Below are 12,347 nucleotides of genomic sequence, written 5' to 3'. Positions count from 1 at the left end.
GCATGAAAAAACGTTTGAGCAAATGGCTGGCGCTCTGCCTTGCACTGATGATGGTATTCAGCCTGGCAGCCTGCGGCGGTACGCCTGCGACCACCAGCGGCGCGGCCTCCGGCAGCGCCGGCGCTTCGCAGCCCACCGATGCGGAACCTGTCACCCTTACGGTGTACACCTGGTGGGACATCACCAAGTACGCCCATCTGCAAAAGATGAAAGAGGACTTTGAGGCCGAGAACCCCGACATCAAACTGGAGTTCGTCACCGTGCCCAGCAAGTACGCGGATACCATGGTCACCAAGCTGGCCGGCGGCGAGATTCCCGACGTGATGATGCTGGCGATGGATCAGATCCCCCGTTACGCCTTGAGCGATATCCTGCTGCCTCTGGATGACCTGGCCAGCCAGGAGTACAAGGACGCCCTGTATCCGGTGGTCAAGAATGCCCTGACTGTGAACGGCACCCTTTACGCCGCCGCCCGCGACGTTACCCCCAAGGTCATGTTCCTGAACACCAAGATGTTTGAGGAGGCCAACATTCCCATTCCCGAGGATGACTGGACCATGGAGGAGTTCACCGAGATTGCCAAGCAGCTGACCAAGGGCAGCGGCGCCGACGCGCAGTGGGGCTACTACTGGAAGAACTACGCCGACCAGACCTTTGCCATGATCGCAGCCTTTGGCGGCAACATGTACTCGGCAGATGGCAAGTCCAGCGTGTTTACCACCGATGAAAAGACCCAGGAGGCCGTGCAGTTCATGTACGACCTGACCAACACCTGGAAAGTGTGCCCCACCGCCCAGCAGGCGGCCCAGTTCGGCGACAACGAGTTTTCCGCTTTCATGGCCAACAAGGTCGCGATGCAGGTAGGCGCGCTGTCCACCGAGTCCACCTTTGACGCCAGCGGGACGGAGTATACTGTGCTTCCCATGCCCACGGTCAACGGCACCAGCCAGACCTCGTCCTTCGTGAATGCCTGGGTCATCCCCAAGATGGCGAAGAACCCGGAGCTGTCCTGGCGCGTGGTAGAGTTCTTGTCCGGCAAGGAAGGTCAGCAGATCGCTCTGGACATGAAGTTCGGTCTGCCCGCTTCCACCCTGGTGGACACCAGCGCCTTCGAGGCGGAGAAACCCACCAACAAGTACTATGTGCAGGCTCTGGAGAATGCTGTGCCCTATCCGGTGAATCTGAACGGCGCCGAGTTCCAGACCATGTTCCAGAAGGAGTGCGAGAGCCTGTGGGCGGGCGCCATTACCCCGGATGAGTTTGCCCAGCGTGTGGATGAACAGGGTGCGGCGATCCTTTCCAAGTAAATCGCCTCTTAGACACCCTGCAAAGCGGAGGAGGCAGCACTGCTGCCTCCCCCTTCGCTGAGGAGGAGCCCTTACTCAGGGCTGAAAGAGTGATGCGAATGACAACACAACTTGTGCATGACAGCGAGTATCTGCCCCGAATCTGCGGCATGCTGCGGCAGATCGAGGAACAGGAAATGGACGCGATACGGCAGGCTGCCAGCGCAGCGTATCGGTCCATCCGGGGCGGTGGATTGTTGCATGCTTTTTCCACCGGCCACTCACACATGATCGTGGAAGAGCTGTTTTACCGCAGCGGGGGCCTTGTACCGGTTAACCCAATTTTAAGAGAGGATCTGATGCTGCACAGCGGGGCCATCACCAGCACGCGGCTTGAGCGCAAGTGCGGGATTGCCACTGAGATCCTGGAACAGGCCGGCCTCGCTCCGGGTGACACGTTGCTGCTCTCCTCCAACTCCGGCATCAACACGGTGCCGGTGGAAGCTGCCCTCTATGCCCGTGAGCGAGGCGTGACCGTGGTGAGTGTTACCAGTCTGGAGGCGTCGGCCCTGCTGAAATCCCGCCATCCGTCGGGTAAAAAACTCTGCGAGGTGAGCGATGTGGTGATCGACAATCACGCACCTCTGGGCGATGGGCTGCTGGAGCTGCCCGGCAGCAGCCAGGTCACCGGCGGCGCCTCCACCTTCGGCAGCCTTTTTATCGCCCAGCGCATCGTGCTGTGCATTGAAAATCTGTACCTTGCCGACGGTCTGCGCCCGCCAGTGCTGTCCAGCGCCAACCTGCCCGGCGGCGACGAGTTCAACCGGGAATTGGTGCAACAATACCAGGGACGCATCCGGGCCCTGCGGTAATGAAAAAGAGGAAACGAAGCCATGCCTTATTATTTTGTCTGCGACGGCGGCGGCAGCAAAACAGAAAGTTTGCTGTTCGACGAGAGCGGCCGGATCCTGGCCTCAGCGCAGGGCAGGGGGGCAAACGCCCTCTTTCTGCCTCCCGAGCAGGCCGGCCGGCGGGTGCTCGATCAGATGCGTGACACCCTAAAGACGGCGGGCCTCTCCGCCGGGCAGCTGCATACGGTGGCGCTGTTCATCCCGGGCTTTCGGCCCTGTGAAGCCATGGTGCGGGCGGCACTTCCGCCGCAGGTGAATCTCCGGCTGGAAGGCGATGACCGCAATGCCTTTTACGGGGCGCTGGGAAGCGGCCGGGGCATTGCGGTGCTCAGCGGCACCGGCTCCTTTGCCATCGGGCGCGGGCGCAGCGGCGCGTTCGCAAAAGCGGGCGGCTGGGGGCCGGTGATGGGCGACGAGGGCAGCGGTTACCACATCGGCAGCCTATGCCTGCACTGGCTGGGCCGTCTTGCCGATGAAGGACGGCCGGGGTCTGTGCTGGAAAAACTGGTGCTGGAACACCTCGGCAAGGCCGATTTGATGGAACTGCGCAGCGAGGTCAGCAGCGCGGGATTCGACCGGGCCGCCGTGGCGGAGCTGTGCCGGGTGACAGCCGAGGCAGCGCGCAGGGGCGACGCGACCGCCCGAATGATCTTGGAGACAGCCGCGTCGGAACTGGCACGGCTGGCGGCCTGCGTGGCAAAAAAGCTGGACGATCCGGCGCTTCCGGTGGTTCTCATCGGTGGCGTTTCAAAGGCAGGGCCGGCGCTGACCGTCCCGTTTTGCCGGCAGGTGAAAGCCCTGCTGCCCGAAGCGGACTGCCGTCCCCCGGCGGACACGCCGGTGATCGGGGCCGTTTTGTGCGTGCTCCAGGAAAACGCAGGGGTGGACATCGACGATCCGGCCCTGTTGAAAAGAATTCGAAAGGAAGCGGGTGGGAACCTATGATGATGGACCGCTATTTTGACGGCATGAAGGCCGTTCTGGAAAAGATCGAACAGACCCAGCGTCCGGCCATTCTGAAGGCCGCGCAGATCGTGGCTGACTGCCTGGAGAAGGGCGGCGCCTGGCATGTGCACGACACGGGGCACATGCTCATGTTCGAGGGCGTTGGCCGCACCGGCGGCATGATGGCATTAAAGCCGATCCGGATCACCTGTGAGATCAACAACCCAGTGCGCTACAGGCCTTCGCCGGCCCGGGGCATCGTGGGCTATGACACGGTGCCCGGCTTTGCTGATTTTGTGCTGGGCCGGGCCAACATCCTGCCGGGAGACGTGATCATGATCGGCTCGGTGTCGGGTTATCAGTATTTCCCGGTGGACCTGGCGCTGAAGGCCCGGGAGCTGGGCTGCCCTACCATCGCGCTTACCTCGGTGGATTATTCCAGCCATCTCAAAAGCAGGCACCCCAGCGGCAAAAGATTGTTTGAGGCGTGCGATGTCTGCCTGGATGACTGCTGTGACTATGGCGACACGCTGGTGGACTGTGAGGAGCTGGGCCAGGGTGTCTGTCCCGGCAGCGGTATCGCCGCCAGCTATCTGATGTGGGCATTGCAGGCCACGGTGGTGGAAAAGCTGCTGGAAAAGGGCCTGAAGCCCAGCGTCTATATCTCCAACCATATGCCCGACGCCACCCGCCTGAATGGGGAGGCGCTGGAGCGCTATCAAACCTGCGGGTACTGAACTATGGAACTGAAAACAGAGGCACTTTCTGCCGTTTTTGATCTGCAGCAGGCCAATTTTACCCATCTCGTGAATCACGCCACCGGCGATGACTATGTGAAAGCCCGGCCCAAGGGGCCGCTGGTGGAGCTGTATGCGGTGCGCAACGGAGAAAAGATGCGCCTTCTGCCCGAAGCGCTGCGGGAACTTACGGACGGGCAGAGCGTGGAGATCGGTCGCTTCGGCGGGCTCCCCATCTCCATGACGCTGCGCTTTGAGGCCCGGGGGGACCGGCTCACAGTGCAGGGCGAGATTTCCAACAACAGCGACCTGGACGTGGTGGAAGTGCTGATGCCCCGTCTGGGCGGCATTGTGCTGGGCGGCAGCTTTGAGGATGACGCCATCATCTACCCCCATCACGCGGGTGAGCGCACCCGGGACGTGGTGCGGGGCTACGGGGTCAACAAAAAAGACTTGTGGCGGGCTTCCAGCAAGGCCTTCGAGGACTTCTACCGCCGGGAGATTAATTACTGCGGGCTGGCTTCCATGAGCTGGATGTACTACTATGACGAGGAAAACGGCTTATATGTGGGCAGCCATGATCCCCGTTTCCCTGTCACCGGCGTGATTGCCGAGACCAGCGGCAACGTGGCCGATCCCTGGGTGGGGTTTGCCTTCCGCAAGCATCACCGCATCCGCCCGGGGGAAAGCTGGTCCACCGGCGACTATGTGGTGGCGGTGAGCTGCCGCGACTGGCACTATGGTTCCCGTATCTATCGGGACTATATCGGGCCATATCTGGACTTTGATCACAACCCCGCTTTTCTCGAAACGGAATACGCCCTGAATCAGTGCTACAACTTCAAGCGCGGCGGCGTTATCGAACATACGTTTGCGGACATCCCCGCCCTTTGGGATGAGGGAGATGCCTGGGGAGTGCGCCATCTGTTCATGGCCGCCTGGAACCGCACCGGGTTTGACTCTTATTATCCGGAGTACTATCCGGACATGGAGCTGGGCTCCGCCATGGAACTGGCCCGCGGACTGGACTATGTGCGCAGCCGGGGCGGCTTCACCACCATGTACATCAACGCCCGCATCTTTGATGTCAAGTCCGACTTTCACGCCACCGTGGGAGAAAAAATGGCCATCCGCAACGAGAGGGGAGAGCCCTACCGGGAGGAGTACGGCCCGGAACATTTCACGGTGAACTGCCCTTCGGACAAGGCCTGGCAGAACTGGCTGCTGGACACCGCCGAGTTCTGCGTCAGAGCCTATGGCTGTGACGGCATCTATCTCGACCAGCTGGCCTCCGCCGAACCTTTCGCCTGTTACGCCCCCGGGCACAGCCATAAGGACATCGGGGAATTCAACAACGGCTATCGGTATATTCTCCAGGAACTGCTGACCCGTTTGCGCCGCATCCGCCCCGACGCCTATATCATGACCGAGAACTGCGGCGACATCTATGGCAGTTACACCTGGGGCAACCTGACCTGGAACGGAGCGGAATACGACGAGCATTACAACGTATTCAAGTATACCTTCCCGGAGTTCGTCCAGGTGAACATGGTAAATCCCCGGGGCTGGATGCCCGACCCGGAGGACCAGCGGGTTTGGTTCTATCGGGATATGCACCGGGCGATCGCCCTCAACAGCGTGCTGTGGATGGGCCTAACCACCCGCTTTACGCCGGACAGCGGTGAGTACCGGGAATACGGGCAAAAGGCGCTGGAATTCCGCCGCCGCCAGACCGGGCTACTGCAGGGTGCCCGGTTTCTGGACGATGCATGGCTGGAAGGCGAAGCGCCCGAGCACTGCCAGCTCACCTGCTGGCAGACGTCGGCTGGTCATCCGGTGATTCTGGCGGCCAATGACACCGACCACCCGGTGACGTTCCGGCTGCGGCCTCCGCGGACCAGCGCGGAGCCGGAAGCAGAGACGATTGAGGGCCTGCTACCGGAGATACATTGGCAGGATGGCCTGCTGATGCTGACCTTGTGCCCGCGCCAGATGGTGCGTTTGGCGCTGTGAGCCAAAGAGGTGAAGGAGCAAGACCATGAAACTCACGGTGTTCGGCAACAACGCCACCTGCCCCGAGGCGGGGGGAGCCTGCTCCTGTTTTCTGGTGGAAACAGAGGGCAAACGCATCCTGTTGGACATGGGCTGCGGCAGCCTGCCGCGGCTTCAGTGCCAGGTGGATCTTGCAAAACTGGATCTGATCGTCATCAGCCATCTGCACTTCGATCATTTCGGGGATCTGTTTTGTGCCAAGTACCAGCTGGAGACCCGGGCAGCCCGGGGAGAAAAGCTGCGGTCGATCACCCTGTGCAGCCCGGCTTTGCCGGACTGGGCGGCCGGTGAACTGTTGAGCAACGGAGTTTTCTCCCACATGACTGTCGCCGACGGAGGGGAATATCGGCTGGGGCCTGTGGAACTCACCTTTTTCCGGGTGCCTCACTTGGTGGAGAGCTATGCCGTGCGTCTGCGTGCCGAGGACAAAATCTTTACCTATTCCGGCGACAGCGCCGCCTGCGACGCATTGACACAGGCGGCCTGGGGAGCAGACTGCTTTCTCTGCGAAGCGAGTCTGGTAGACGGCCAGCAGAGCGAAGCGGGCCACCACCTGCTGGCACAGCAGGCGGGACGCATTGCCGCTGAGGCAGGCGCCGGGCAGTTGCTCTTGACCCACTACCATTCCGCTGACAGTCGGCAGGTGCTGGCCCAGGCCGGGAAACAGTTCCCGGTGGCCCGCCTTACCCGCATTGGCGACAGTGTTATGATTTGACAAAAACTGAAAAGCCGGCCTCTCACACCAAGGGAGGCCGGCTTTTTCAAAAGGGGGAAATCAAAATATGGCTTGGTGGCGCGAATTTTCCACTTATTGCGCATCCTGGTGCACGGGAGCGATCGCCCTGCGCCTGGTGGCCGCCTTTGGCGTGGGAATCACCATCGGTGTTGACCGCGGCATCAAGCGCCGCGGCGCGGGCATCAAAACACATACCCTGGTGTGTTTGGGCGCGGCGATCGTCATGCTCACCGGCCAATTTATTTATATTACCAACGGCGGCGCCAACTCCATTGACCGGTTGGGCGCGCAGGTCATCAGCGGCGTGGGCTTCCTGGGGGTGGGCACCATTCTGGTAACAGACCACAACCGGGTGCGGGGCCTTACCACGGCGGCGAGCCTGTGGATCTGCGCCTGCTTGGGCCTGGCGGCCGGCATCGGGTTTGTGGACGGCGTGCTGCTGGCCTTGGCACTGGTGTTGGTCACACTGAAAATACTGAGCCGGGTGGACGACGCCGTGCATAAGCGCGCCCGTGTGGTGGAGCTCTGCCTGGTGTTTGAGACGCCCCGGGGCGCGTCCGATTTTGTGCGGCAGATGCACCGGATGCAAGTGCACATCAGCGATTTTGAACTGGTCAAGAGTACCCGGCAGGAGGATGGCGCCGCAGCGGTTGCTACCGTGGAATTGAGCCGCAGCATGACCCATTCCCGGCTGCTGGACGCGCTGCGGGCCTCTGACTACCTGAGGTGTGTCGAGGAGGTGTAAATCGGGAATTCACAATTCGAAAGCGAGAAGAAAACGAGGCAAAGTGAGGTGCAAAAAATGAAGCGTGTGATTTCTTTTCTTTGCAGTTTGGCTTTGGTCTGTTCTGGAGGCCTGCAGGTCTTTTGCACAGATGCCGCGGATGTGCCATTCGATGAATCGGTCAGCAGCATTACAGAAGTTTCTGAAGAGACTGCTCCAAAAGATTCCGGAGACGCGGTTTCGCAGCAAGCCTTCGAACCCGACCAGACACCTGTACCGGAGGCCACACCAGTTCCATCCCCTGTCCCGACTCTCGATCCTGCTCTGGCACAGGCGCAGATACCCGCTGCGCGCGAGGCCGCTTCCACAGACGGACCGGCGGTAGAACAGGTCTTCGGAGAACGAACGCCTTCCTCAATATTGATCACCTGCGGCACGCTCGTCTCAGGCGGTGAGACGGAACTTTCTTTCCACGATGGAAAAATTCTTGCGCTGAGCGCGGCCTCGCAGCAGGAGGGGGGCTGCAAAGCTGAGGCCGAGTTTTTGTTGGCCCCAGACATGTTGCCGGGCGACTGGACGCAGGGAATCCTCCGACTGTGTTTTTCTAACGCAGCATCCGGAGTGGTACAAACAATCAGTGTCTACGATTGGAATGCAGACACATACCAGCAGTTGGATGAGGAGCCACTTACAGAAGACAGAGATATTCCCATGGAAACCTCTTTGGCTGCGTATTTGTCCGATCAGGGACAGGTCAAGATCCGAATCACCTTTGTGTCGACAGAAAACTTTCAGATTTCCATGGATCAGTTGCAGCTTATATATGCTTATCGCAGTGCGGTTGATACGACGCAGATAGAGCACTATACAGTGTCCAATGCAATCGTGGAGCAGGGCTCCCTCTCTCCAGATACTTCCTTCGATGCCCTGAAAGAGCGAGATGGTATCACCGCCGATGTTGTTTCCGCCGACAACAAGGTGGCTTGGCACACGATCGTACCGCTATATCAGGAGAGAACAAACATCAAGTCTTTACGGATCGATTATGCCGGAGGCCAATCGGCCCAAACAAACGATTTGTGGCTTTCCTTGTATCGCTTTGACACCGAAAACTGGGAAGCCATTGGATTGCTGCCAGGCGAAACTGGACAGAACCGCCGGATGTTTGTGCTGTCGGGGGACAAGCTGCAGAGCTATTTGTCCGCCGAAGGGGATCTACGGGTGCGTTTGTACAATTCGGCCACCGGCAGCTTTACCAGGCAAACGGATGCCCTCTCGATTACGGTGTACTCCGCTGTGACCAATAGTCAGCAGGGTTGTGTTCCGGTCAGCTTGTTGACGGAATACGGTTCGAGCACAGGGAATGTGTCCGACCTGTCAAAATCGGATGGTCGGACCGTGGTCACTCAAAGTAATGCAGATAACAAGGCAGCAATACAGCTAAGCTTTGAGACCAGCGCTCCGTTGGACAGCATCCGTGAACTCACATTTACCTTGCGCATGAAGGCAGACGGAGCCACCAATCCGCAGTACATCTCTCTATTGAATAAAAATACTGGCCGTTTCGCCGTCATAAAAACCCTTTCTGCCAGCGAAACGATGGAGACTGTTTATGTAACATTGGACTCGTTGCGGGAAATCGAGCAATACCTGGACGATGGTCAACTGACCCTGCGCATCTACAATTCCTCCGCCACATCCTTTACGCGGGAGCTTGATTTTGCCCAGATGACCGTTACCTACGGAGGATTCACACGGTTCACTGTCGCACAGATCTCTGATGTCCATGAACTGATCGGAACAGAGAACTTCAAAGGCATCATCAACGAGGTAAATCAAAATGTCGATGAGGCGTTTACAATTGTAACGGGTGATATCTCTGATCACGGCACACCGGCGCAATACGCCCTGTATTTGGAAGACAGAAAGCTGTTCCAAAACCCCGTATATACCACGCCGGGCAATCACGATGTGCGATGGTGGAACGCCAACGGGAAAAAGACGTTTACCGACAGTGTCGGACCATTGTATCAGTCGTTTGAATACGGGGGCATCCATTTCGTTCTTTTGGATTCGACTGTCAACTATGAGCTGGATGGGAAAATCAACAAGGCGCAGCTGGAATGGCTGCGGCAGGATATGGCTGGTGTCCCTTCCGGTATGCCGGTCATCTGGTTTGCGCATCATCCCTTCAAAATTAACAACAATGTGACCGCGCGTCATGAACTGCTGGAACTGGCAAAAGGCCATAATGTCATTGCGTTTATGGCCGGCCACGTGCACTATTACGGGAACGTCAGGGAAGACGGCATCCCTGTGAACTATGTCACCTATGTGAAGGACAATGCTGCGCAGGAATTTGTGACCATAGAATTCACGCCAAACTATTATTATATTTATAAGCATAAAGCCTCGGACGGCAGCCGTACACTGTGGCTGACGGGTCGCATGAACAATACCAGGCAGATGGATCTGACCATTGACCAGGTGCAGGTGAACGGCGATGGGACGATTCATGTGCAGGCGTCCACATCGGTTGCGCCGGACGGGGTTGCGTCAATGCAGGCGCGAATCGATAATTACGGGCCCTACACCGCCATGCAGAGGAACAGCGACGGCAGCTGGAGCTGTGAAATCGACCCAACGGATTATACGCCGGAGTTGGTGCCTGGCACCCACTTTGTGGGCGTGGAAGCATTTGACAACAACGGCGAAAAATGGACAGACTACGCTGACTACACCACGCAGAGCAGCCAGGCGAGCATTCGTTGGGTTTTTGAAACCGGCGACATGATTCAATCCACTGCCACAATATTGGGATCACGAGTTTTTGTCGGTTCAAACGATGGCTCTCTGTATTGCATTAATGCGCAGTCGGGAGCAAAGATGTGGAGCTTTGCAACAGGTGGACCGGTAATCTCTAAACCGGCGGCCCTAGGACAAACCAAGATCGTTTTTGGCTCACAAGATGGAAAGGTATATTGCCTGGATGCTTCCAACGGCGAAAAACAGTGGGAATATACAGCAGGCGGGAGCGTCCTCTCCGATCCTTTGGCAGAGCAGGATAGAATCTATGTCGGCTCCGGCGACGGAAAAATCTTTTGTCTTGATGCGGCAACCGGCATGCTCCAATGGTCATATCAGACACAGGGCGTTATGCGCCAGAGACCGGTGGTGCACAACGGCATCCTGTATGCTTTCGTGAGGGATACATACATTTGGTATGCGCTGGACGCGCAAACCGGTGAGCTGTATTGGAGGGGAAATGCAGGCACAGATGAATCTTTGTTTGTCTGTGGTGATGTACGACCTATCCTTGCGGGAGGAAAATTGTGGTGCATTGACGCACAAAACACACGACCTGGCTATTTAAACCTTCAGACGGGTGCTCTCTCCTGGACGGGAACGCTGGAAAAAGTATCATCTCGGGGGATGGCCACAGATGGTGACCTGGTATTTTACACGTCAAACAATGGACGCCAGCTGACGGCCTACAATGCGCAAACGACACAAATCGCTTGGCAGACGGATCTTCGGTACAACAGCCGCGACGGTGATTTGCAAGAAATGCAGATTGACAGCGCACTTGTGTATGAAGACGGTGTTCTTTACCATCTGGCGGAGCGCGGAAGGGTGACAGCAATCGATCCGGCATCGGGCGATGTGCTCTGGAAATTCGATGCAGCCGGTTACCCGGAACGCGTTTTTTGGTCAACACCTGAAATTTCCGGCAATCTTCTGCTGGCCAGTGGCATTGATGGGAAGCTTTATGCAGTAGAGATTGCTGAGAAATAATCGACAACCTCGCTTATAGGTGGCGAATAAGTACATTAAATTTGCCTTGCCCTCCCAGACTGTCAACGGAAAATGGCGGTTTCAAGCCATTTATCGTCACTTGTGCACAAAAGATGCGGCAATACAAAAAGCCCGCGGAGCCTTTTAAACACTGGCTCCGCGGGCTTTTGCACGCATGGTGGTCAATTCCGCCGGGAAACGAGGTGCGGGGCAGAGGGCGAAGTGGTCAACGGGAGGCGCCCTCTTCCGGCTGGGAAAACCAGCGCCGGGCAAAGGCGTCCGCCGCTTCCTCCTGCCCGGGCAGGAGACAAAAATACAGGTTTTCGCCCTCCGCCGGTGTGCGCAGATACAGCCCGCTGCCCGTGCCGTGGGGCAGTGGCTTCACCCGCAGTGAGCAGGGAGCGGCATCCGGCAGATAGAGGACACGGGTACCGTAGAAATCGGTGATGATGCACACAGGGCCGGCGTCCGTCACCGCACAGAAGCACTCAGGATCCGGCCGGCGCTGGAGGATATAAAGAAAGTTGCGGTTTTTGCCCCGCAAAAACAAATGGTCCCGGATCTCGCCGCCAAAGCGGTATGCCAAAAGGGAAGTGTAGTACATGGCGTAGCTCTCCTGCCGCAGCCGGTCAAAAGCAGGGGAGTCGGGATGCCGCTGGGGCGGCTGCCGGTCGGCAGGCTGGCCCAGCAACAGGCTGAGGACGGGGTAGAGCTGGTCCTCCTTGGTCTTGTTATAGGAAAAGCCGGTACACCCGCCGTCTTTCAGCCAGACGGTGACAGTGCATTTGATCAGCTGGATGGAATACCCCACCTGCACCACATCCCTGGGGCGGATGCGCCACACATCCAGCTTCCCGCCGGCCATGCGCTGGATGCAGACCTCGTTGCCGCACCAGGCGGTGACATATTCCGGCGCGCCCGAGTACTGGTGGATGCGGGGAATGAGGGTGATGTTCCCCGGCGGCATGCCGGCGGCGTCCCAGTCCGTCAGGGCGGGCTGAAACGCGGGCGGCACTTCGCTCCAATCATACATGCGCTTGGGCCAGGAGGCCAGGGTCGGCCGGCGGTCTTCTCGAATATTCATAGGGGGCTCCTTTATACCAGAGGGACCACAAAATCAAAGAACTACATTCATTATAGCAAATTACAGATCGACAGGGA

At 58.4% G+C, this 12,347-nt stretch carries 9 protein-coding genes; 8 read left to right on the top strand and 1 reads right to left on the bottom strand.

The window, feature by feature from the left end; all coding sequences use genetic code 11:
* Positions 1 to 2 precede the first annotated feature (2 nt).
* The 8 genes from H6B15_RS03735 to H6B15_RS03700 all read left to right on the top strand — a co-directional run bounded on the left by H6B15_RS03735 (position 3) and on the right by H6B15_RS03700 (position 11,186).
* On the top strand, positions 3 to 1,307 hold the full coding sequence (locus H6B15_RS03735; RefSeq protein WP_204646274.1) for an ABC transporter substrate-binding protein: 1,305 nt from the start codon (positions 3 to 5) through the stop codon (positions 1,305 to 1,307).
* 98 nt (positions 1,308 to 1,405) lie between these two features.
* Entirely contained in the window at positions 1,406 to 2,158 is a 753-nt protein-coding gene (locus H6B15_RS03730; RefSeq protein WP_204646272.1) for a sugar isomerase domain-containing protein, read from the top strand.
* A 21-nt stretch (positions 2,159 to 2,179) separates the two neighbouring features.
* Positions 2,180 to 3,142 (top strand): N-acetylglucosamine kinase, encoded by a 963-nt coding sequence (locus H6B15_RS03725; RefSeq protein ID WP_204646270.1) that lies wholly within the window; start codon positions 2,180 to 2,182, stop codon positions 3,140 to 3,142.
* Positions 3,139 to 3,879: a sugar isomerase domain-containing protein gene (locus tag H6B15_RS03720; RefSeq protein ID WP_204646268.1), complete on the top strand. Its 741-nt coding sequence runs from the start codon at positions 3,139 to 3,141 to the stop codon at positions 3,877 to 3,879. The genes H6B15_RS03725 and H6B15_RS03720 overlap by 4 nt, the downstream gene beginning before the upstream one ends.
* Before the next feature lie 3 nt (positions 3,880 to 3,882).
* Positions 3,883 to 5,892: a DUF6259 domain-containing protein gene (locus H6B15_RS03715; protein ID WP_204646266.1), complete on the top strand. Its 2,010-nt coding sequence runs from the start codon at positions 3,883 to 3,885 to the stop codon at positions 5,890 to 5,892.
* Positions 5,893 to 5,917: 25 nt separating this feature from the next.
* Complete coding sequence (locus tag H6B15_RS03710; protein ID WP_204646264.1) at positions 5,918 to 6,646, top strand: MBL fold metallo-hydrolase; 729 nt, start codon at positions 5,918 to 5,920, stop codon at positions 6,644 to 6,646.
* Between the two features lie 67 nt (positions 6,647 to 6,713).
* Positions 6,714 to 7,412, top strand: coding sequence for an MgtC/SapB family protein (locus tag H6B15_RS03705; protein WP_204646262.1), 699 nt, complete (start codon positions 6,714 to 6,716; stop codon positions 7,410 to 7,412).
* 57 nt (positions 7,413 to 7,469) lie between these two features.
* A complete protein-coding gene (locus H6B15_RS03700) occupies positions 7,470 to 11,186 on the top strand; it encodes a PQQ-binding-like beta-propeller repeat protein (protein ID WP_204646261.1) in 3,717 nt (1,238 codons plus the stop codon).
* A gap of 226 nt (positions 11,187 to 11,412) precedes the next feature.
* On the opposite strand, the gene H6B15_RS03695 is transcribed toward H6B15_RS03700, so the two are convergent.
* Entirely contained in the window at positions 11,413 to 12,270 is an 858-nt protein-coding gene (locus H6B15_RS03695; protein ID WP_204646260.1) for a hypothetical protein, read from the bottom strand.
* Positions 12,271 to 12,347: the final 77 nt, after the last annotated feature.

The organism is Gemmiger formicilis (genome assembly GCF_016900095.1).
Lineage (GTDB): Bacteria > Bacillota > Clostridia > Oscillospirales > Ruminococcaceae > Gemmiger > Gemmiger formicilis_A.
Note: the sequence above shows the minus strand (reverse complement) of the source record. Positions and strands in the feature narration are given on the sequence as shown.

What these genes read in the sequence shown, in the direction of transcription:
- H6B15_RS03705 (WP_204646262.1), top strand. Translation starts at nt 6,714, where the DNA reads ATGGCTTGGTGGCGCGAATTTTCCACTTATTGCGCATCCTGGTGCACG.
- H6B15_RS03715 (WP_204646266.1), top strand. Translation starts at nt 3,883, where the DNA reads ATGGAACTGAAAACAGAGGCACTTTCTGCCGTTTTTGATCTGCAGCAG.
- H6B15_RS03710 (WP_204646264.1), top strand. Translation starts at nt 5,918, where the DNA reads ATGAAACTCACGGTGTTCGGCAACAACGCCACCTGCCCCGAGGCGGGG.
- H6B15_RS03720 (WP_204646268.1), top strand. Translation starts at nt 3,139, where the DNA reads ATGATGATGGACCGCTATTTTGACGGCATGAAGGCCGTTCTGGAAAAG.
- H6B15_RS03695 (WP_204646260.1), bottom strand. Translation starts at nt 12,270, where the DNA reads ATGAATATTCGAGAAGACCGCCGGCCGACCCTGGCCTCCTGGCCCAAG.
- H6B15_RS03735 (WP_204646274.1), top strand. Translation starts at nt 3, where the DNA reads ATGAAAAAACGTTTGAGCAAATGGCTGGCGCTCTGCCTTGCACTGATG.
- H6B15_RS03730 (WP_204646272.1), top strand. Translation starts at nt 1,406, where the DNA reads ATGACAACACAACTTGTGCATGACAGCGAGTATCTGCCCCGAATCTGC.
- H6B15_RS03700 (WP_204646261.1), top strand. Translation starts at nt 7,470, where the DNA reads ATGAAGCGTGTGATTTCTTTTCTTTGCAGTTTGGCTTTGGTCTGTTCT.
- H6B15_RS03725 (WP_204646270.1), top strand. Translation starts at nt 2,180, where the DNA reads ATGCCTTATTATTTTGTCTGCGACGGCGGCGGCAGCAAAACAGAAAGT.